At 69.9% G+C, this 22457-nt stretch carries 8 protein-coding genes; 1 reads left to right on the forward strand and 7 read right to left on the reverse strand.

The window, feature by feature from the left end:
- Positions 1–3 precede the first annotated feature (3 nt).
- Genes treY through J2126_RS25805 form a run of 7 tightly spaced genes read right to left on the reverse strand, consistent with a single transcriptional unit; the run spans position 4 to position 17148 of the window.
- Positions 4–2535 (reverse strand): malto-oligosyltrehalose synthase, encoded by a 2532-nt coding sequence (gene treY, locus J2126_RS16250; RefSeq protein ID WP_209487932.1) that lies wholly within the window; start codon positions 2533–2535, stop codon positions 4–6.
- Complete coding sequence (gene malQ / locus J2126_RS16255) at positions 2532–4565, reverse strand: 4-alpha-glucanotransferase (protein ID WP_209487933.1); 2034 nt, start codon at positions 4563–4565, stop codon at positions 2532–2534. Before malQ ends, treY begins: the two co-directional genes overlap by 4 nt.
- Positions 4562–6313 (reverse strand): malto-oligosyltrehalose trehalohydrolase, encoded by a 1752-nt coding sequence (treZ, locus tag J2126_RS16260; protein WP_209487934.1) that lies wholly within the window; start codon positions 6311–6313, stop codon positions 4562–4564. The genes malQ and treZ overlap by 4 nt, the downstream gene beginning before the upstream one ends.
- Positions 6310–8412: a glycogen debranching protein GlgX gene (glgX, locus tag J2126_RS16265; RefSeq protein ID WP_209487935.1), complete on the reverse strand. Its 2103-nt coding sequence runs from the start codon at positions 8410–8412 to the stop codon at positions 6310–6312. The genes treZ and glgX overlap by 4 nt, the downstream gene beginning before the upstream one ends.
- A complete protein-coding gene (gene glgB / locus J2126_RS16270; protein WP_432445342.1) occupies positions 8412–10616 on the reverse strand; it encodes a 1,4-alpha-glucan branching protein GlgB in 2205 nt (734 codons plus the stop codon). The genes glgX and glgB overlap by 1 nt, the downstream gene beginning before the upstream one ends.
- Positions 10613–13909, reverse strand: a complete 3297-nt coding sequence (treS, locus tag J2126_RS16275; protein WP_209487936.1) for a maltose alpha-D-glucosyltransferase — start codon at positions 13907–13909, stop codon at positions 10613–10615. The genes glgB and treS overlap by 4 nt, the downstream gene beginning before the upstream one ends.
- A complete protein-coding gene (locus J2126_RS25805; RefSeq protein WP_209487937.1) occupies positions 13906–17148 on the reverse strand; it encodes a maltotransferase domain-containing protein in 3243 nt (1080 codons plus the stop codon). The genes treS and J2126_RS25805 overlap by 4 nt, the downstream gene beginning before the upstream one ends.
- Before the next feature lie 332 nt (positions 17149–17480).
- Between J2126_RS25805 and J2126_RS16285 the strand changes: the two genes are divergently transcribed.
- Positions 17481–22457 carry a beta strand repeat-containing protein gene (locus tag J2126_RS16285; RefSeq protein WP_209487938.1) on the forward strand — a complete coding sequence of 1659 codons (4977 nt, stop codon included), beginning with the start codon at positions 17481–17483 and terminating at the stop codon, positions 22455–22457.

Below are 22457 nucleotides of genomic sequence, written 5' to 3' on the forward strand. Positions count from 1 at the left end.
CCTTCAGTCGCTGTCGCCGGTGAGGACAGCGAAGGGCCATTGCGAGTTGGCGGCGAGATCGGCGGCGGAGGTGAGATCGCTGGAGAGCCCGGGCAGCGCGAAGCGCCAGCGGAAGCCGTCCGGCAGCGCAACGCCCATCGCCTGCCACACGCGCGGATCGAGACCTCCGGCAGGCGTCACCTGCTCGAACGTCCGCCCGGGGCAGAGCACCAGCAGCGCCTTTCCTCCGCTTGTGCGGAGGAAGCCCACCATGGGCAGCGTGCCACCCAGCTCCAGCTTAAGATAGTCGCCGAGGAACAGCTCCGGTGCCTCTGCCCGAAGCCTCAGCAGCACTTGGATTAGACACTGCTTGCGGCCGTCGGCGCTTGCAGCAGGGGCGGCGAGCGCGGCGCGGCGGCGGACGAAATCCACCGGGCGTCGGTTGTCCGGGTCTACCAGCGAGAGGTCGAGAAATTCCGTGCCCTGATAGATGTCGGGAATGCCGGGGGCGGTGAGCTTGAGCACGCTCGCCACCAGCCCCTTCGCCTCCGCCGCCCGGCGCAGGAGATCCACGAAGCGGGAGATTTCCCGCCGCATGTCCGCCCCCTCGGGCGCGGTGAGGATGAAGCGGGCGAGGCCCTGCGCCTCGGCTTCGAAGGCCTCGTCCGGCCGGTCCCACGATGTCGCGCGCTTGGCCTCGCGCAGCGCCTTCATCTGCCAGCCCTCGACGCGGGCGAGGAAGCTCTCCATGTCGGCGGCATCGTCCGGCCAGGCGCCCACCAGCGTTTCCAAGAGCATGATGCGATCGGCCGCGTCCACTGCGGGCGCCCGTTCCTTGAGCGCCGCCAGCCAGCGGTCGAGGAGGGCGATCCACAGGTCCGCGCATTCGCTCAGGATGGAGAGGCGCGCGCGCACATCCTCGCCACGCTTGTGGTCGTGGGTGGCGCTCGCCAGCATGGCGAAGGGCCAATCTTCCGCCCGCGCCCCGGCGGTCCGGTGCCAGTCGGCGACGCTGCCGCCGCCCGTGGCGGGGTTCGAGCCCACCTCGTTGCGCGAGAGCAGGGGGCCGTAGCGGTAGAAGGCCGTATCCTCCACCGATTTCGCGGCCACCGGCGAGGAGAGCTGCTCGAAGCGGGTGATGGCGGCGCGCCGCAGGTCGGCGTGGGGCGCGTCCGGGGCGAGGGGGCCGAGCCAGTCGCCGATCCGGTCGAGATGCCATTCATCACCGGGAAAGGCGCTCCCGCGCGCCGCCGCGATGGCCGCGTGGAGCGCGTCCTCTCCCGTCTCGCCCGTGCCGGCGGCATAGGTGCGATAGCGGGGGAAGTGGACGAGGATTTCGATCAGGCAGCGCCGGAGCGCCGGGCGCGGCCGGTCCCGGTCGGCAAGATCGGCGGCGGCGAGGGCGGCGAGGGCATCCACCGCGGTCTCCAGCGGGGCGGTGAAGGACCGGGCGATGATCTCGCGCCGCGCCGCCTCTTCCTCGGTGGAGAAGGCGGCGGGGCGGCCGGTGCGGGCGGCCCAGTGGGCCGTGAGGCGCTCGAAGCCGGCGGCGTCGTGGATGAGGCGGCTCACCTCCTCCATGAAGTCGTAGCCGGTGGTGCCGTCCACCTCCCAACTGGCATCGAGGCTCTCGCCGGCGGCAAGGATCTTCTCCACCACCAGCCAGGCGCGCCCGCGCAGCGCCGCCGGCCGCATCGCCTCCCGCGCCGAAAGCTCTGTCCGAAGCCGGCGGCAATAGGAACCGGGATCGGCGAGGCCGTCCACATGGTCCACGCGCAGGCCGTCGATGAGGCCCTGGGCGTAAAGGTCCAGCACCGTGGCGTGGGTGCGCTCGAACACACCGGGCGCATCGGCGCGGAGGGCGGCAAGCTCCGTCACGTCGAAGAAGCGGCGCCAGTTGATGGCGTCCGGCGCCGTGCGCCAGAAGGCGAGGCGATAATGCTGGCGCTCCAGCAGCGCGTGGAGATGCCGGGCGGCCTCCTCCCCGGCCAGGCCGCTGGCGGCGGCGGGATCGGCCTCCAACGCCTCGGCATCCTCCGGCCGCAGCGGGAACAGGTGGTGGAAGTAACGCACCGCCCAGCCGGCCTCGGCGTCGCGCACCAGCTTGAGATCGCCGCTGGCAAGCACCTCGTGATAGGGCGCGCCGAGGAAGGGCGCGCGCAGCCGCCCGCCGCCGGCGTCGAAGTCGATGTCGAACATGGCCGCGAAGGGGCTCTCGCGCCCGTTGCGCAGCACGTCCAGCCAATAGGGATTCTCGTCGCCGCCGACGCCCATGTGGTTGGGCACGATGTCTACCACCAGGCCCATGCCGCGGCCGCGCAGTGCGGCTACCAGGCGCTTGAGGCCGTCTTCGCCGCCGAGTTCCGGATTGACGAGGGCCGGGTCCACCACATCGTAGCAATGGGTCGAGCCCGCCCGCGCCTTCAGGATGGGCGAGGCATAGACGTGGCTGATGCCGAGGTCGGCGAGATAGGGCACCAATGCGGCGCCGTCGTCGAAGGTGAAGCCCTTGTGGAATTGCAGGCGATAGGTGGCGCGGGGGATGGCGGAGGTCATTGCTCGGCGGCCCCTTCGCCGCGGGTCAGCTGGAGGAGGGAGAGGCGGGCCTTCACCTTCGGCGCGGCGAGGAGGTCGCCCTCCGGCGCGGCCATGCGGCGGCGCCAGTTGGGGTGCTCGTCCACCGTACCCGGCAGATTGGGGCTTTCGTCGAGGCCGAGGAGGTCTTCCAGCGGGATGATCGCGAGGTCGCACGTGCTCCGCGCCACATAGGCGATGGCGGCGTCCACCGCGTCGTCCGCATTGTCGAGGGTCGGCGCGATGCCCGTCTCGGCCGCCGCCGCCGCGAAGGCCGCGCGCTCGCCGTCGCGCGCGGTGAGGGCTTCGGCGGCCACGTCGCAGGCGGCGATGCGGGCGCGCCAGTGGAGGTCACGCCCCGCCCACCAGCCGGCGATGGTGGGCAGATCGTGGGTGGAGGTCATGGCCGCTGCCTCGCGCTGCCAGTCCTCCGGCGGCAGAAATCCGCAGTCCGCGTCGCGCTCGAAGGGCAGCACGCGCATGCCGAGGATGCCGCGCGCCGACATCTCCTCGCGCAGGCCTTCCGGCACCGTGCCGAGATCCTCGCCGATGGCGATGGCGCCGTGGGCGTGGGCCTCGATGGCGACGAGCCGCAGCAGATCCTCAAGCGGATAGGTGAGATAGGCGCCCTCTCCGGCCCCCGCGCCATCGGGCACCAGCCACAGGCGGCGCAGGCCGAGGATGTGGTCGATGCGCACCCCGCCGGCATGGCGCAGCGCCGCGCGGATGGCGGCGAGGAACGGTTCAAAATTGAGCGCCGCGAGCGCCGTGGGCGAGATGGCGGTGAGGCCCCAGTTCTGCCCGGCGATATTGATGAGGTCCGGCGGTGCGCCGATGGCGAGGCCGGCGAGGAGATCGCCCGGCCGGCTCCACGCCTGCCCGCCGGCGGGATCGAGCCCCACGGCGAGGTCCGCGATGAGGCCGATGCCCATGCCGGCCGCCCGCGCGCGGGCCTGCGCATCGGCAAGGCTCCGCCCGGCGAGCCATTGCAGGAAGAGATGGAAGCGCACCTCCTCCACGCGTGCGGAGGCGAACTCCGCGACGGCCGGGCCATCCGGATCGCGCAGCGGGGCCGGCCAGCGGCGCCAGTCGGGGCCGTGGCCCTCCGCCATCATGGCGGCATGCAGCGCCTCGAACAGCGCATGGCGGGCGAGGTCGTCGCCGGGCTGGGCGGCGAAGGCGGCAAATCCCCCGGCGCCGTCGGGGAAGGTGTCCAGCGTGTCGAACAGCCGGCGCAGATGCGCGAGCTTGCGCCGGGCCGCGCGGGGCCAGTCGATGAACCCGTCCTCGTCCTCGGGCGCATCCTCGATCCCGCGTCCGGGGAACAGCGCGGCGGTATCGGCAAGGAGGGGGTTGAGGGCGAGCCGGCTGGAGGGCGCATACGGGCTGAAGCGCTCGGGCGCGGCGGAGAACAGGGCGTGCAGCGGGCTCAGCGCGACCGCGTGCGCGCCGAAGCCGGCCAGCCGCTCGGCCAGCGCCGCGACGGCGCCGAGATGGCCGATGCCGCCATCCCCCGCCTGCCGCAGGCCATAGACCTGCGCCGCCACGCCGAAGGCCCGCGCACGGCCGGTGCGTTCCGCGACCGAGGGCGCGCTATGGGGCGCCACGGCGAGCCGCACGCTCTGCGATCCGATGCGCAGCACGTGGTAGCCGGGCTCTTTGGGCGCGGTGAAGACGGAGCCCTCCCGATGCGGCCGCAGGATGAGGCGGCGGGGCGTCTCCCCTTCCAGCTCCACGGGCACCGACGGCACGATGCCCGGCAGCACCACCTCGCGTCCCGCGTCGGCGGTCATCAGCCCGGGAAGGCCGGGCGGTGCCTGAAGGGCGGCGAGGGCGCGCGCGATGTCGGCGGACGTTCCGCAGGGGTGGCCGAGAGCGGTGAGCACGCGCTCGAGCGTTTCGGGAGGCACGCGGTGCGGGCGCTCGAAGGCGTCCGCCCATTGGATGGAGACGCCGGCCGCCTGAGCCAGTGTCTCGATGGGCGAGGGGGCGGGCCGGCGGGGCGCCGTCATTCAGCTTCGCTTTCGAGGAAGGCGAGGGTGGCGCGCGGCGGAATGGCGAAATCGTCCACGGCGCCGCTCGACGCGATGAGGGTGAGCGCCGCCGGCAATTCGGCGGGGCAGGGCTCCGCGCCGAAGTTCGCCGCCAGCGTCAGCACCACGCCGTCGCCCATGCGCCAGCGCGCGACGACGGCGTGCTCGGACACGGCCTGCGCGCCGAGGCTGACCGCGCCTTCAAGGCGCGGGATCACATGCGTGTGGCGGGCGGCGATCATGTCCTCCACGAACGCTTCCCACTCCTCCGCATCGGGCGGCGGCGCGGGGATGGAGGCGGTGAAGGTCGTCTCCGCATTCGGGTCCGGGATGGTGGCGCGGCGCGCCGGATCGGAGAAGGCGGAAAAGCGGGCGAATTCCGCGCGCCGGCCCTCGCGCACGAGGTCCGCGAGCCCCTCGGCATGGTCCGTGAAGAAGAGGAAGGGCGTGCGCGTACCGATCTCCTCGCCCATGAACAGCATGGGAATCTGCGGTGCGAGCAGCACCAGCGCCAGCGCCGCGCGCACGCTGTCGGGATCGGCCAGCGCGAGAAGCCGCTCGCCGAAGGCGCGGTTGCCGATCTGGTCGTGGTTCTGGACGAAGGACACGAAGGCGGTGGGCGGAAGATGGCCACTTTGCGTGCCGCGTGCGCGGCCGAGGTTCGGCGCCATCTCGCCCTGATAAGCGAAGCCTTCGGAGAGGCAGCGGGCGAGGCGGGCGGACGGGGCGTCGGCGAAGTCGCCGTAATAGGCCTCCCGCTCGCCGGTCAGCAGCACATGGAGGCAATGGTGGATATCGTCGTTCCACTGGGCATCGAACGGGCGCGGCAGCAGGGCCGCGTCGTTGTGCTCGTTCTCCAGCACCAGATGCACATGGCGATCCGCCGGCAGGTGTGCGCGGATATCGCGGCCGAGGGCGGCGAGCGCCTCGGGCGGCAGGATGGCGTGGACGGCATCGAGCCGCAGCCCGTCGAACCGGAACTCCTCGATCCACATCAGCGCATTTTCGAGGAAGAAGCGACTCACCTCCGGCCGGTCGAACGCCACCGCCGGCCCCCACGGGGTCGCCTGCTCGGGATGGAAGAAGTCGGGGGCATAGAGGCCGAGATAATTCCCGTCCGGCCCGAAGTGGTTGTAGACCACGTCGAGCAGCATCATCACGCCGTGCGCGTGGGCAGTGTCGATGAGCGCTTTCAGCTCGTCCGGCGTGCCGTAGGCGGCGGCCGGGGCGAAGGGCAGCACACCGTCGTATCCCCAGTTGCGTGTGCCGGGAAAGGCCGCGATGGGCATCAGCTCCACGGCCGTTATGCCCAGAGCGGCCCACGCTGGAATTTTCGCTGCCACGCCCGCAAAGCCGCCGCAGATGCCTGCGTGAACCTCCAGGATCACCGCCTCGTGCCACGGCCTCCCGCGCCAGTCCGTGCACCAGCGATAAGCCTCGGGATCGGTGACGAGGCTGAAGCCGTGGACGTCCTCCGCCTGCGCGCGCGACGCGGGATCAGGAAAGGCGGTACCGTCCGGCAGGTGGAAGCGGTAGCGCGTGCCCGGCCCCACCGGCGCCTCGACCGCGAACCAACCGCCCCCGCGCGGCGCCATGGCGAGGCGCGTGCCGCTGGACAGCTCCAGCTCGATGCCGTCAGCGCCCGGTGCCCACAGGCGGAACCGCGTGCCGTTGGGGGTGAGAACAGGGCCGAAGGCGGTCGTGGTGTCGTCCCGCGCCCCGCTCATGCACCGCCCCCGGAAATGCGCCCGCGCAAGAGAACGAGCGACTGGGGCGCCACCTCCACCTCCTCGCTCTCCACCAGCATTTCCGGCGCGCCGGGATTGGCGCTGTCGATCATCAGGATCACCGGCGTCGGCGGGGGAATGCGGAAGCTGCGCGGCTCGTGGGTGGCGTTCAGCATCAGCGTCATGACGCAGATGGTGCCGTCGTCTCCGTGGGCGGCCCGGCGCAGGGTGAGGAGGCGGGCCTCCGCCGCGTTCCAGTCGTCGGGTGAAGGGGTTTGCGCCTTCTCGTCGAACCAGGCGATATCGGTGATGCCGGGCGCCAGCTCGCGATCGCCATAGAGGAAGGAGCGGCAGCGCAGGAGGGGATAATCGTGGCGCGCCTTGGCGAGGGCGGCGACGAAATCGGACAGGATCTGCCCGTCCGGCCCCTCCAGCAGCGACCAGTCGATCCAGGAGATCTCGTTGTCCTGGCAATAGGCGTTGTTGTTGCCGTTCTGCGTGCGGCCGAACTCGTCGCCGGCGAGCAGCATGGGCGTGCCCAAGGCGAGGAAGACGGTGGCGAGCATGGCCCGCTCCAGCCGGGCGCGTCGCTCGCGGATTTCGGGATTGTCGGTCGGGCCCTCGGCGCCCCAGTTGGCGGAATAGTTTCCCGAGTGGCCGTCGCGATTGTCCTCGCCATTGGCGGCGTTGTGGCGCTCGGAATAGGAGACGATGTCCTTCAGCGTGAAGCCGTCGTGGGAGGCGATGAAGTTCACCGAGGCCCAGGGCCGCCGGGCGCGCCGGTCGAAGATGTCGCCGGAGCCGGACAGCCGCGCCGCCAGCTCCGCGCGCTGCCCCGCATCGCCCCGCCAGAAGCGGCGGACATTGTCGCGGAAGCGGTCGTTCCACTCGGCGAAGCCCGGCGGATGGTGGCCCAACTGGTAGCCGCCGGGGCCGATGTCCCAGGGCTCGGAAATCAGCTTCACGCGGGAGAGCACCGGGTCCTGCCGCAGCACGTCGAAGAAGCCGGAGCCGGGGTCGAAGCCGTATTCCTCGCGGCCGAGCGTGACGCCGAGATCGAAGCGGAAGCCGTCGATGCGATAATGGGTCACCCAGTAGCGCAGGGAATCCATCACCATCTGCAGCACACGCGGATGGGAGATGTTCAGCGTGTTGCCGGTGCCGGTGTCGTTGATGCAGTAGCGCGGCTCGTCCTTCACCAGCCGGTAGTAGGAGCGGTTGTCGAGGCCGCGGAAGCTCAGCGTCGGGCCGAGTTCGCTGCCCTCGGCGGTGTGGTTGTAGACCACGTCGAGGATGACTTCGAGCCCGGCCGCGTGCAGCCGGCGGATGGCCACCTTGAACTCGTTGCGGTCGCCGGCGGAGAGATAGCGCGGCTCCGGCGCGAAGAAGGAGAGGGTGTTGTAGCCCCAGTAATTCTTGAGCCCCTGTGAGACCAGATATCGGTCCTGCACGAAGCCGTGGACGGGCAGCAGCTCCACCGCCGTCACCCCCATGCGCTTCACATGCTCGATGAAGGCGGGATGGGCGAGGGCGGCGAAGGTGCCGCGCTGGTAGGGCAGCACGTCCTCGCGCAGCATGGAGAGGCCGCGCACATGGGCCTCATAGATCACCGTGTCCGACCACGGCGTCTGCGGCGGGCGGTCGTCACCCCAGGAGAAGCTGTCGTCCACCAGCACGGCCTTGGGCATGGCCACGGCGCTGTCGCGCCGGTCATAGGAGAGGTCGCCCCGGCCGGAGGCGACGCGATAGCCGAACAGCGCATCCGACCATTGCACCTGTCCCGCGACCTGGCGGGCATAGGGGTCGAGCAAGAGTTTGTGCGGGTTGAAGCGGTGGCCGTCCTCCGGCTCGTAGCGGCCGTGGGCGCGAAAGCCGTAGAGGAGGCCCAGATGGGCGTTGGGCAGATAGCCGTGCCACACCTCGTCGGTGCATTCCGGCAGCGGCATGCGGGCAATCTCCCGCCGGCCGGAGGGGTCGAACAGGCAGAGGTCGATGCCGTCCGCATTGGCGGAGAAGACGGCGAAATTCGCCCCCAGCCCGTCCCACGTCGCGCCGAGCGGATAGGGCTGTCCGCTCTCAAGCCGATCCGGCCACGCCATCAGTGTTCTCCCGCATGTACGAAGAGGAGGGTGGAGAGGGGGGGGAGTGTGAGGTCGAGGCTCTGGCCTTCGCCGTGGGCGGGCGCGTCCCGCGTTTCGACGCCGCCGTAATTGCCCATGCCGGAGCCGCCATAGAGGGGGGCGTCCGAGTTCAGCACCTCGCGCCAGCGGCCGGCATGGGGCACCCCGATGCGGTAGCCCTGCCGGGGCACCGGCGTGAGGTTGATGACCGCCAGAACCGGCGCTGCATCGGGGGCGAGGCGCAGGAAGGAGAGGACGCTGTTCTCCGCGTCATCGCCGACAATCCAGCGGAAGCCCTCGGGCTGGTCATCGAGCGCATGCAGCGCGGGCCATTCGCGATAGGTGCGATTGAGGTCGCGCACGAGGCTCTGGATGCCGCGATGGGCGGGATCATCCAGCAGGAACCAGTCGATCTCCCGGTCGTGGCTCCACTCGCGCTCCTGCCCGATCTCCCCGCCCATGAAGAGCAGCTTCTTGCCGGGATGGGTCCACATGAGGCCGAGCAGCGCCCTGAGGTTCGCCCGCTTCTGCCAGGTGTCGCCCGGCATCTTGCCGATGAGCGAGCCCTTCCCGTGCACCACCTCGTCATGGGAGAGGGGCAGAACGAAGCGCTCGGAGAAGGCGTAGACGAGGGAGAAGGTCAGCTCGCCATGGTGGTGGCGGCGATAGATGGGCTCGCGCGCCATGTAATGGAGCGTGTCGTGCATCCACCCCATGTTCCACTTGTAGGAAAAACCGAGGCCGCCCTCCTCGGTGGGCCGGCTGACGCCGGGCCATGCGGTGGATTCCTCGGCCAGCGTGATGGCGCCGGGGCAACGCTCCGCCACCACCGCATTGAGGTGGCGCAGGAAGTCCACGGATTCCAGATTTTCCCGCCCGCCGAAGCGGTTGGGGATCCACTCGCCGGCCTTCCGGCTGTAGTCGCGGTAGAGCATGGAGGCGACCGCATCCACCCGCAGCCCGTCCACGTGGAAATGCTCCAGCCAGTGGAGCGCCGAGGCGATGAGGAAGCCCGCCACCTCGCGTCGGCCGAGGTTGTAGATCAGCGTGTTCCAATCCTGATGGAAGCCCTCGCGCGGGTCGGCATGCTCATAGAGCGCGGTGCCGTCGAAATGGGCGAGGCCGTGGGCGTCGGACGGGAAATGCGCCGGCACGAAATCGATGATGACCCCGATGTCCGCGCGGTGGCAGGCATCGACGAAGGCGGCGAAATCCTCCGGCTCGCCGAAGCGGCGGGAGGGTGCGAAGAGGCCGAGGGGCTGATAGCCCCACGAGCCGGTGAAGGGATGCTCCGTCACCGGCAGCAGCTCCACATGGGTGAAGCCGAGGTCCTTCACATAAGGCACCAGCCGCTCGGCGAGGCCGAGCCAGGAGAGCGGCTCCCCCGTCGCCGGATCGCGCAGCCACGAGCCGGCATGCACCTCATAGATGCTGATGGGCGCGGAGGGCGCGTTGCGCGCGGCGCGTGCGGCCATATAGGCGCTGTCGCGCCAGCGGTGAACGCGCGGCGTCGGCACCACGGAGGCCGTCTGAGGCGGCAGCTGCGTCGCCCGCGCCACCGGGTCCGCCTTCAGCGGCAGGCGCGCGCCATCCGGCCCGAGGATCTCGTATTTGTAGAGCGCGCCGGGGCCAACGCGGGGAATGAAGATTTCGAACACGCCGCTGGCGCCGCGCCGCCGCATGGCATGGCGGCGGCCATCCCAGCCGTTGAAATCGCCCACCACGCTCACGCGCCGCGCATTGGGCGCCCACACGGCGAAGCGCGTGCCGGCAACGCCCTCCACCGTCACCGGCGCTGCGCCGAGCGCATCCGTGAGGCGGAAGTGGCGGCCTTCGGAGAAGAGATGCAGGTCGAGATCGCCGAGCAGCAGGCCGAACGCGTAAGGGTCCTCCGTCTCCTGCGTTGTCTCGCCCCACTGAATGGACAGCGCATAGGCGCCTTCCGGCAGCGGGCCGCAGAACAAGCCTTCGACGGGTCCCTGTTCCAGAAACAGCGTCTGCGATCCCGCCTTCGGCCGCACCGCCACCGCCTGCGCGCCCGGCACGAACACGCGCACGAAGCGGCCGTGCGGCCCCTCGTGCGGGCCGAGCACGGCGAAGGGGTCTTCCAGCCGCCCGCTCGCGAGCTGATCGAGAATGGCGGGGTCGAGCGGCGGCACGCGGCTCATATGAACGTGGTTCATGCGCGGGCATCCGGCGCCAGATCGGAGACGAGGCGGGCGAGGCTGCCGAGGGCGATGGGGAGCCAGTCCGGCCGATTGTCCATTTCGTAGGTCACCTCATAGGCCGCCTTCTCCAGGAGGAAGAGGCGCAGCAAGGCCTCGTCGCGCTTCGCCTCCGCGCCGCCAGCTTCGATGCCGGCGCCCCGGCGATAGGCGTCGAGCAAGGCCTGCGGGATGCGTGCCTGGAAGAGATCCGCGAGGCGGCCGAAATTGGCGTCGCCGGCCGCCTGCGAGGGGCGGCGGCGGGCGCGCACGGCATAATCCAGCGAGCGCAGGATGCCGGCCACGTCCCGCCATCCGCTGTCCTTGGCGCGGCGGGCCTCCACCGGCAAAGCGGGCTCGCCCTCGAAATCGATGATGACCGCGTCGCCCTGCGCCACCAGCACCTGTCCCAGATGGAAATCGCCGTGGATGCGATGCAGCCGGGCGCCTTCGCCGGCAGCGATGAGCCGCTCGATCTCGGTGGTCAGTGCGGCGCGCCGGTCGAGGATGCAGGCCGCTTTTTCGCGGTCACGCTCGGCAAGGGTGTCGAGGCGGTCGGCAAGCCCGTTCAGCGCGGCGTCGATGCGCCCGCCGATGCGGCTGCGCCAGGCGTCCAGCGCCGCGCGGCCGGCGGGCTCGGGCGAGAAGGCCGGGTCTTCGGTGTCCGCGGCGAGCAGCCGGTGCATCTCGCCGAGGTGCAGGCCCAGATGCTCGGTGAAGCGCAGATAGGGAGCGATGAGGTCTTCCTGCTGGCTGCCCTCATGGTCCACCTCGTGACCGATCTCGTCGGCGGCGCGCTGGAGAAATGAGAGGGTGAAGGTCCAGGCATCGCCCTCGCCGGCCACATAGGCCTGGAGCACCGCGAGCACCTGCGGCGCGCCGCCCTCCGGCTCGTGCACGATCTCGCCCAGCAGCGTCGCCGTGTTGGCGAAGCCCCGCTCCGTGAGCGCCCGGCTCATCTCCGCCTCGGGATGGATGCCGGGCGTGATGCGGCGGAACAACTTCAGAATGGCCTTGTCGCCGTAGATGAGAGAAGAATTGGACTGTTCCGCCGAAAGAAATCGCACCGGGGCACCCTCGGGCGTCGCTGCGGGATCGAAAGCCTCCGTTCGGCGGAAAACGATGCGGCCTTGCGAGCTTGGAACCTCGCCATTGGCGGCGATGAGCTCCATCACGTCGGCGGCGAACTCGGGCAGCGCGAATGCATCGGTGAGATAGCCGGTGCGCCGCCCGCGCCGCACGCGGGCCAGGGCGAGCTGCTGGGGCAGGGACTGGCCGGCCTCGTCATCCCAGGAGATGCCCACGGGAATCTGGTAGAGGTCCGATCCGCCGGCCCGCTTGGTCTCCACCATCACGAAGGCGCGCTCGCGCTTCTTGCCAAGGCGTGCCGTCATGGCGACGCGGGCGGATTGGAGCGCATCGGCCTTGCCCGCGAACCAGCGGCGCTTGGGCAGATAGGCCGGCAACACGTCGGCCTCGAAGCTCTTGCGGTGGGCGGCGGTGATCATCTCCTCCGGCGCCCCCTTCAAGACGAAGGTGAGATATTCGGGCATGGCCTCGGGCGCCGGTGTGTGCCAGTCCGGCGATTGCGCGTCGGTGGCGAGGAGGAACCAGTAGAAGCCGTAGGGCGGCAGCGTCAGCAGATAGGTGAGTTGGCCGATGGGCGGGAAGGGCGAGGAACCGAGCAGTTCCAGCGGAATGCGGCCGGCAAATTCCGAGAGGTCCACCTCCACCGCCTGCGGCGAGCGCGACAGATTGGCGACGCACAACAGCGTTTCGCCCTGGTGTTCGCGCAGATAAGCGAAGACTTTGCGGTTCTTCGGATAGAGAAAGCGCAGCGTACCGCGCCCAAAGGCGGGATGGGCGCGACGCACGGAGAGGAGCTTGCGCGTCCAGTTGAGCAGCGAGTGGGTGTCGCGGCTCTGCGCCTCCACATTGATGGCCTGGAAGCCGTAGAGCGGGTCCTGGATGGGCGGCAGCACGAGGCTCGCGGGGTCGGCCTTGGAGAAGCCGCCATTGCGATCCGGCGACCATTGCATGGGCGTGCGCACGCCGTCGCGATCGCCGAGGAAGATGTTGTCGCCCATGCCGATTTCGTCACCGTAATACATCACGGGCGTGCCGGGCATGGAGAGGAGCAGCGACTTCATCAGCTCCACCCGCCGGCGGTCGCGCTGGAGCAGGGGCGCGAGGCGGCGGCGGATGCCGAGATTGATGCGGGCGCGCCGGTCGGCGGCGTAGAAATTCCAGAGGTAATCGCGCTCGCTGTCGGTGACCATCTCCAGCGTCAGCTCGTCATGATTGCGCAGGAAGATGGCCCACTGGCAGTTTTCCGGAATATCCGGCGTCTGGCGCATGATGTCCGTGATGGGAAAACGGTCTTCCTGCGCGATCGCCATGTACATGCGCGGCATGAGCGGGAAGTGGAACGCCATGTGGCATTCGTCGCCCTCGCCGAAATACTGCTGCGTATCCTCCGGCCACATGTTGGCTTCGGCGAGCAGGAGGCGGCCGGGATAGGCGGCGTCCAGCTCCGCGCGGATCGTCTTCAGGATGGCGTGGGTCTCGGGCAGATTCTCGTTGGAGGTGCCCTCGCGCTCCACCAGATAGGGCACGGCATCGAGCCTCAGGCCATCCACGCCGAGATCGAGCCAGAAGCGCATCACGCCCAGCACCGCCTTCAGCACGGCGGGATTGTCGAAGTTGAGATCGGGCTGGTGGGAATAGAAACGATGCCAGAAATACGCGCCGGCCACCGGGTCCCACGTCCAGTTCGACTTCTCGGCGTCGAGGAAAATGATGCGCGTTCCGGCGTAGGCGTGGTCATTGTCGGACCAGACGTAGAAATTGCGGTGCGCCGAGCCGGGCTTCGCCTGCCGCGCGCGCTGGAACCAGGGGTGCTGGTCGCTGGTGTGGTTGATGACCAGCTCGGTGATGACCCGCATGCCGCGCGCATGAGCCTCGCGGATGAAGCGGCGCGCGTCGGCCATGGTCCCGTAATCGGGATGGACGTTCTTGTATTCGGAAATGTCGTAGCCGTCATCCCGCCGGGGGGAGGGATAGAAGGGCAGCAGCCAGATGCAGGTGACGCCAAGGCTTGCGATGTAATCGAGCTTGGAGATCAGCCCCGCGAAGTCGCCGATGCCGTCGTCATTGGCATCGAAGAAGGACTTCACATGTAATTGGTAGATCACCGCGTCCTTGTACCAGAGCGCGTCGTCGTCGCTGGTGGTGGCCGGCGCGGAAGAGGTGGGGGCGGAATGGACGTTCATACGACGCCTCCCACGGGGCGGATGCGCCAGATGGCGTAGGGCAAATCGGCCGGGTCGAGGTGAAGGTTCTGCATCTTGCCGGTCCAGGTGAAACGGGTGTCGCGCAACAAATCCTCGACCTCCACGGAGGCATGGTCGGGCAGGCCGAATTCCCACAGGGGGAGTTCGAAGGCGGCGCTGCGCGGTGCGTGGGGATCGAGGCTCACCGCCACGAGCACCATCTCGTCCTCGCCGGGCAGGCGTTTGCCGAAGTAGAGAATCTGATCGTCGAAGGCGTTGTAGAAGGTGACGTTGAGATGGCTCTGCAGCGCCGGATAAGCGCGGCGGATGGCGTTGAGGCGGGTGATCTCGGCGACGATATTGCCGGGCGCTGCGTAGTCGCGCGGCCGGACCTCGTATTTCTCGCTGTTGAGATACTCTTCCTTCCCCGGCACAGGCTCCGCCTCGCACAGTTCGAAGCCGGAATAGAGGCCCCACAGACCCGAGAGCATGGAGGCAAGCGCGGCGCGGATGAGGAAGCCGGGGCGGCCCGAGCGCTGGAGGAAATAGGGGTTGATGTCCGGCGTGTTGACGAAGAAGTGCGGGCGGTAGATGTCCCGCGCCGGTGCACGGTTCAGCTCTTCCAGATAGTCGCGCAGCTCGGCCTTCGTATTGCGCCAGGTGAAGTAGGTGTAGGACTGGGAAAAGCCGATCTTGCCCAGGCGATACATCAGCTTCGGCCGCGTGAAGGCCTCGGCGAGGAAGATCACGCCGGGGTCGCGGCTGCGGATGTCGGCGATCAGCCACTCCCAGAAGGGGAAGGGCTTGGTGTGGGGATTGTCCACCCGGAAGATGCGCACGCCGAGGCGCACCCAGCCCTCCACCACATCGCGCAAGGCGAGCCAGAGGTCCGGCACCGCGCCCTTGGCATAGAAGTCGACGTTGACGATGTCCTCGTATTTCTTCGGCGGGTTCTCGGCGTAGCGGATGGTGCCGTCCGGCCGCCACTGGAACCAGTCCGGATGCGCCTTCAGCCAGGGATGGTCTGGCGAGCACTGGATGGCGAAGTCGAGCGCGATCTCCAGCCCCTCGTCCCGTGCCGCCGCGACGAGCGCGCGGAAATCCTCGAAGCTCCCCAGATCGGGATGGATGGCCTCGTGCCCGCCCGCCTCGGCGCCGATGGCATAGGGGCTGCCGGGATCATCCGGGCCGGCGCTGAGCGAATTGTTGCGGCCCTTGCGGTGGGTGCGGCCGATGGGATGGATGGGCGGGAAATAGAGCACGTCGAAGCCCATGTCCCTGATGGCCGGCAGCCGCCCGATGACGTCACGCAGCGTGCCGTGGCGGGTGGCGTCGTCGGTGACGGAGCGGGGAAACAGCTCGTACCAGCTGGCGAATTGCGCGGCTTCGCGGTCGCATTCGATGGGGTAGGGCTGCTGCCCGCCGGTGGCGAAGGCGCGCGGCTCGGCCTCGGCCATGGCGGCGGCGAGGGCAGGCGAGAGCAGCGCCTCCACGGCGGCGGCCTCGCTGCCCTTCAGCCGCTTGAGATGATCGCGGATCACGCTGCGCACGGCCTTCGGCGCACGCTCCTGCGCGGTCTCAAGCAAGTCTCGCCCTTCGGCAACCTCCACCGCCAGAGCCTGACCGGCCTCGCGCTTCTTGCCGAGATCGCGGCGGAAGGTGCCGAAATGGTCCCACCACGCCTCCACGAGAAATTCGTGGCGGCCGACGCGCAGAAGCGGAAAACGCGCCTGCCAGCGGTCGTTCACCGTGGGCACCATCGGCACGCGCTGCCACGTCTTCTCGTCCACCGCGCGCCAGCGCAGTTCGGCGGCGAGCTTCTCGTGGCCGTCGGAGAAAATGTCCGCCTCCACCGTCACCACGTCGCCCACGCAGCGCTTTACCGCGAAGCGGCCGCCGTCCACGCTCGGCGTCACCCGCTCGATGGCGATGCGCGGCGCGGCGATGAAGGGGGCAACCTCCTGGCGCGGAGCGAGGATCGGGGCGGTGGGGGAGAGATCCATGGCAGCCGTTCCGCCCGGGGGCAGTTCGTCGGCGACGGGGCCGGCGAGCGCGAGGCCGAGGCGTGCCGCAGTCTGTCGCGCGCTCAGGGGCGCGGGTTGCGTCAGGTCGGCATTGAAGGCGAGGAGCCGGGCGCCGCCGGGGCCATCGGCCTTGACCAGCGTCGCCGGCGCGCCGGGCGCGGTGAGCTGGCGGAGGCGGCGCACAGTGAACGACTGCGTGTTGAGCGCGGCGATCTCGGCGGAAAGGTCGAAGCTCTCAGCCGCGATTAAGTCTTCGTCAGCCAAGTCTTCGCCAGCCAAGTCTTCGCCAGCGTCGTGCGCCGCCATGAAGGGCGTGCGCGCGCCGTGCTCGAAGCCCATGGGCATGAGCCAGCCATCAGTAAGCTGCGCGGCGGCGGCCAGCGCAAGGCGGTGGCTCGCCTCCGCGGCCGCTTCCGGCACCCGCGCGGCGAGGCGCTGGCCGAAGGGATCGTCGCAGAAGGCGAGCAGCCGCGCGTAGGGGCGCAGCGCGTTGACTTCGTCCACCAGCCAGGGTGCGCGGCCATCCCACCAGGCGGTGGAAGAGGTGACGAAATCGAAGGCGGAGGCGAGATCGCGCACCCGCTCGCGCGGCAGCCCGGGCGTCCAGCCCACCGCCACCAGTCCCGCGTCGCGCGTCGGGCCGAGAAGGCGCCGCCAGATGTCGGCGGGCAGCGCGCCGGCATCGTGGCAGCGCACGCCGCTGATGCCGGCGCGCCGCCAGCGGTCGAGATGCCCGGACCAGAAGGCGATGAAGCGGTCGGCGTCCGCATCGTCGGAAAGCGTCACGGTGTGGCCGGCGGCGGCGGAAGAGACGCGCGGGTCGCCTTCGCGCGCATTGCCGCTCCAGCACTCCGGCAGGGCCGTGAGAAGGTCGCCATTGCCGGCGCGGGTGCAGGCAAGGTCGAGAAACAAGGCGAGGCCGTGGGCGGCAGCCGCTTCGGCGAGATCGGCGAAAGCCGCGTCCGGCGTCTCACCATCGAAGGGCTGCGCGAGGCTGTCGAGCGTCCGGGTGGCGAACCAGCTGTGCGGCTCCACGGGGAAGGGCCAGCCGAGGAGCAGCGTGTCGAAGCCGAGCGCGGCGATGCGCTTCAGAAGGGCGTCCCGCGCCGCGCCGTCTGGCAGCGCCCGCGCAGGCACATGATACAGCCGAGGCCGCGTCTCGTCCGACACCCGGGGCATGCGCCCATATTCGCCCTCCATCGCCTGATGGTGCACGTCTTGCCCTCGCCGATACCGTTTGCCTGCGGGGAGACAATGTCTTGGGCAGTGAGGGGTTCCGCCGAAAGGTCAAGAATGCTGGCGGATGCGCGGGAAATCTTGGGCCGCATTTGTTTCGCCGCGTAACTCAAGGTTAACCATGATGGGAAATTCTGGCGTCACCCGAAACGGCTGCTTCGCTGTCGCTGCCCGGTGCCCGCTCAAGCGGGCGGCTGGCGCGTGCGCACGCGTGCCGGGCTCTCGTGCCGTGCCAAGGGGGCGCGTCACGGGGGCGCGTCACGGGGGCGCATCGAGGGGGCGGATCATGGATCGGGCCGGAGAACGAGTGCATGTCCAGCGCCACGCACAGGCTCAAGATGCGACCGTCAGGCCGGGCCGAGAGGCGCGCACCATGGCGCGCGCGCCTTGGCGGGACGCTTCTGTCCGGCTCGGCGCTGGCAACGGTTCTGGCGGGGCTGATGCCCGCGCCGGCGGCCTACGGCGCCTGCGTCACCTCGGGTCCCGCCGGCAATCCCACGGCGCTTGATTGCGCGGGCGCGAGTGCGCCGGCGGCTGTGGTCACCGGCAACACCATCACCGTGACGACCGCGGACGATACGATCATCACCGGGGCGGCGCCCATCTCCGTGGTCGTCGGCTCCGGCCTCGGCGGCGGCGACATCGTCCTGAACAACATCGGCGGCAGCTTCACCGCGACCACCGACGGCATCGTGCTGATTTCCAGCGGCGCCATCTCCCAGGCGTCCGGAACCGGCATCGGCGCCACCGTGAGCGCGGACGGCTATGCCCTGGCTTTGCTTCCCGCCACGAACGCCAGCGTGCGGGTGCTGGCGGGCGCAAGCCTCACCGGCGGCGCGAGCGGCGTGCTGGCCTCGACCACCGGAAACATCGACATCGCGGCCGAGGGCGGCACCTTCAAGGGCACGACCTCGGACGGGCTCACCCTCATCGCCGGCGGCAACATCACGGTGAACGATTTCGCCGGCAGCGCCACCGGCGGTCAGAACGGCCTGTTCGCCCAGTCGAGCAACGGCACCATCACCATCGACCGCTTCACCGGCACCGCCGAAGGCACCGGTGCCAGCGGCGTGTTTGCGCAGGTGACTGGGACGGGCGACGTCAACATCCGCAGTTTCGGCGGCGGCGCCACGGCGGGCCAGAACGCCATCTTCGCCCAGAGCAATGCCGGCAAGGTCGATCTCTCCGGCTTCAGCGGCACGGCGGAAAGCACCGGCGCCAACGCCATCTTCACCCAGGTGGTGACCACCGGCGACATCTCGCTCACCAGCTTCAGCGGCAGCGCCACGGGCAGCCAGAACGGCATCCTCGCCTTCGCCACCTCCGGCACCATCGATGCCTCGGGCTTCAGCGGCACGGCGAAGGGCACGGCCGGCAGCGGCCTCCTGCTCTCGACCACGAGCGGTGCCATCACCGCCGACAATTTCACCGCCGGCACGGGCAGCGGCCCGTTCATCACTGGCGGCGCGGGCGGCATCCAGGCGCTGTCCACGTCCGGCGCCATCAGCATCCGGAATTTCGGCTCCAGCGCTCAGGGCGGCCAATACGGCATCTTCGCCCAGACCGGAGCGGGCAGCGTCAACTTTTCCGGCTTCTCCGGATCGGCGACGGGCAACAGCGACTACGGCGTCTATGGCCGCACCATCGGCGGCGCCATCACCGCCGACAATTTCACCGGCGGTTCGGCCGGGTCGCCCAACGTCGTCGGCGGCGCCAACGGCGTGTTGCTGCTCACCGACACCGGCGGCATCAGCGTGAAGAATTTCGCCGCCAGCGCCTCCGGCGGGCAGTACGGCATCTTCGTCCAGGCGGGCACGAGCGGGGACATCAATGTCTCCGGCTTCTCCGGCACGGCGACGGGCGGCACCGGGGCCGGCGTGTTCGCGCGGACGCTGGGCGGCGGCGTGACGGCGGACAATTTCAGCGGCAGCGCCTCGGGCGGGCAGTACGGCGCCTTCTTCAACGCCAAGGGCGGCGATCTCTCCATCCAGAATTTCTCCGGCACGGCGAAATCCACCGTGGCGGGCGGGTTCGGCCTCTATGGCGAGGCCACCGGCACCATCACGCTCACAACCTCCGGCAACGCGGCCATCGAGGGCACGCAGGACGGGGTGTTCCTGAAGCAGATGGGCGGCAAGGTCTCCGTGACCCTCGCCGACACCACGCAGGTGAAGGGCTCGACCGTCGGCCTGCGCGTCTCTTCGGACGCGGCGAGCACCGGAGACATCGTGGTTGAGACGAAGGCCGGCACCTCGGTGTCGGGTGCGGTGGGCGGCATCCGCATCGACAAGGCTGGTACCTCCGGCAACGTAGATGTGACGACCGCCGGCACCGTCACCAGCAGCGGCGGCGCGGCCATCGCCGCCGTCTCGGCGGTGGAGGGGACGACGCAGACGAAGATCGGCGTCACCGGCGCCGTCACCGGCGGGCTCGGCGGTATCGTCGCCGACGCCACCAGCACCAAGGGTAATGCGACCACGATCATCACCACCGACGCCACCGTGAAAGGCGGCACCGGCACGGCGGTGAAGGGGCTCGCCACCTCGGAGACGGGCGACGCCCTGAGCAGCTTCACCCTGCGCGGCGCCATCACCGACAGCGCCAGCGGCGCCGAGGCATCGGCGACCGCGGCCGGCACGGCGACCACCGAGGTGAAGGTGGAAAATGCCATCACCGTCACGGGCTTCGGCGTGCGCGCGGTGGCCACCGGCGCCGGCGGCTCGGCCACGGTGACGACGAGCGCGAACGGCGCCATCACCTCGGGCGCGCAGGGCATCGACGCCAGCGCCACCGGCAATGGCATGAGCGTCACCGTCACCACGGACGGCCTCGTGAAGGCGGGCGGCTCCGGCATCCTTGCCGCCCTCACGGGCGATGGCGGCACGGTCAACGTCACCACCAATGCCAAGGTCACGGCGGGCGGTACCGGCATCGATGCCGGCCTCTCCGGCGCCGGGGGCACGGTGACCGTCAAGACCACCGCGGAGATCGACGCGACGGGCTCCGGCATCCTCGCCCTCAACACCGGCGGTGCAACGACTGTCACGGTCGCCGGCAAGATCACGGCGGGCGGCAGCTTCGGCGTGGGCGCGACCTCGGGCGGCGCGGGGGCGGCGCGTGTCGATGTGGGGGCGGACATCACCAGCGCGGGCACCGGCGTCGTCGCACAGACGGCCGGCAGCGGCGACGTTCAGGTGACGCTCGCGGACGGCGTGCGCATCCTCGCCGGCGGCACCGGCGTCCGCACGCTCGCGGGCGGCGGCGGTGCGGCGACGGTCACGCTCGGCACCGGCTCGCGCATCTATGCGGACTCGGGGCAAAGCGGCTCCGGCAACGGCATCCGCGCTGACGGGACGGGCACCGTCGCGGTGGCCATCGGCACCTTCAGCGTCGTCTCCGGCTCGGGCGCGTCCGAGGGCGAGGCGGTGATCCGCGTGTCGAGCGGCGACGGCACCGCCATCGACATCGGCAACGGCTCGCTCGTCAGCTCCTGGACCTATGCGGCCAACGGTGACCTCGCCACCGCCGCCGGGCGCGTGGCGATCCGAGCCGATGCGGGGTCCACCACCGTCACCAACGCCGGCACCGTCATCGGCCGGGTGAGCTTTTCCGACGGCAACGACATCGTCAGCAACCTCAGCTCCAACACCTGGATCACCGTGGGCGTCAACAGCTTCGGCGGCGGCACGGACCAGGTGAACAACACCGGCCTGACCGTCACCGCCCTCAACGGTGCGCAGGGCGAGACCACCACGTTCACGGGCCTCGAAACTTTCGTCAACGGCAGCCTCGTCTCGACCGACGCCGGCCTCCTCACCATGATCGACGAGACGCCGGGCCAGACCGCCTATAACGGCACCCGTGACGTCACCTACGTGAGCGGCGTGCTCGTCGGGCAGGGCAACAGCCGCCTCGGCATCGATGCGTATCTCGGCGGCCCCGGCACCACCGCCGACAGGCTCGTGATCGGCGGCCTCGATGCCAACGGCGATCTGCTGCCCGCCGGCACGGTGGCGACGCAGGGGCAGACCGCCATCGTCATCAACGACGTGAGCGGCAGCGCCGGGGGCTACAACCCCAAGGGCATGATGGTGGTGGAGGTGGTGAACCCCGATGCCGTCTCCTACGGCAAGCGCGGCGGCCAGGAGGCGAGCTTCGTCATCTCCGCCGAGTCGGCCGGCTACGATCCGCGCTTCGGCGGCGTCATCGACAAGGGCGTGGTCTTCTACGACCTCGTGACGCGCGGCAACGACACCTATCTCGTCGGCGTGCCGGACCGGGAGGCCTATGAGCTGCCGCGCCTCGTCACCGGCGCGCAAAGCATCTGGTACGAGACCAGCGGCGGCTGGCTGGACCGGCAGGCGGACCTGCGCACCTATCTCGACGGCGGCAACGGCGCGGACGTTGGCAAGGGCGGGCAGCAGGCCGTGACGCCCGGCGTGTGGGCGAAGGCGGTGGGCAGCTGGGGCCTGCGCAATTCCACCACCACCGCCACGGTGCCGGGCGCGGCCTACAGCTACGACACCGGCTATGCGCAGAACACCTACGGCTTCATCGCCGGCGCCGATTTCGGCAAGACCAACCCGTCCGCCTCCGGCAAAGACGCGGTGATGTTCGGCGTGATGGCCGGCTACGTGACCTCCCAGCTCGGCTTCGATGCCTCGCCGACCTCCGCCAGCTATTCCGGCGGCACGGTGGGTGCCTATGCCACCTACCTCAACCGCAACTGGTTCGTGGACGGCCTGTTCAAGGCTGACATCCTCTCCATGGACTACACCGCGCCCACCCTCGGCGGCGTCGCGGCCTATGGCCAGAGCGCGCGGGCGACGAGCCTCGGCTTCACCCTCGACACCGGGTACCGGGCGAAGCTCGGGGCCACCGGCTTCTTCGAGCCCATCGCCACGCTGAGCTACGTCTCCACCCGCATCAACAACGTCTTCCTGCTCGCGGGCACGGCGGCGGACTTCGGCAGCAACGACAGCCTGCGGGCGGGCCTTGGCGCCCGGGTCGGCGGGCCGATCCACGAGAACGCGGCGCTGCGCATCGAGGCCAATCTGAACGCGCGCCTGTGGTACGAATTCCTCGGCGACAACGCGGTGACCATCTTCAACCCCGGCCTGCCGCTGACCGTCGCCGACGACTTCAACGGCGCCTTCGGCGAGGTCGGCGGCGGCTTCAACGTGTTCGCCAAGGCGAACGGCTGGAACGGCTTCACCACCGCCAGCGTCAAGTTCGGCGATGGCTACGCGGCGGCGAACGCCCGGGGCGGCATGCGCTACCAGTGGTAG

Source organism: Xanthobacter flavus (assembly GCF_017875275.1).
Classification (GTDB): Bacteria; Pseudomonadota; Alphaproteobacteria; order Rhizobiales; family Xanthobacteraceae; genus Xanthobacter; species Xanthobacter flavus_A.

What these genes read in the sequence shown, in the direction of transcription:
- treY (WP_209487932.1), bottom strand. Translation starts at nt 2,535, where the DNA reads ATGACCTCCGCCATCCCCCGCGCCACCTATCGCCTGCAATTCCACAAG.
- glgB (WP_432445342.1), bottom strand. Translation starts at nt 10,616, where the DNA reads ATGAACCACGTTCATATGAGCCGCGTGCCGCCGCTCGACCCCGCCATT.
- malQ (WP_209487933.1), bottom strand. Translation starts at nt 4,565, where the DNA reads ATGACGGCGCCCCGCCGGCCCGCCCCCTCGCCCATCGAGACACTGGCT.
- treS (WP_209487936.1), bottom strand. Translation starts at nt 13,909, where the DNA reads ATGAACGTCCATTCCGCCCCCACCTCTTCCGCGCCGGCCACCACCAGC.
- treZ (WP_209487934.1), bottom strand. Translation starts at nt 6,313, where the DNA reads ATGAGCGGGGCGCGGGACGACACCACGACCGCCTTCGGCCCTGTTCTC.
- J2126_RS16285 (WP_209487938.1), top strand. Translation starts at nt 17,481, where the DNA reads ATGTCCAGCGCCACGCACAGGCTCAAGATGCGACCGTCAGGCCGGGCC.
- glgX (WP_209487935.1), bottom strand. Translation starts at nt 8,412, where the DNA reads ATGGCGTGGCCGGATCGGCTTGAGAGCGGACAGCCCTATCCGCTCGGC.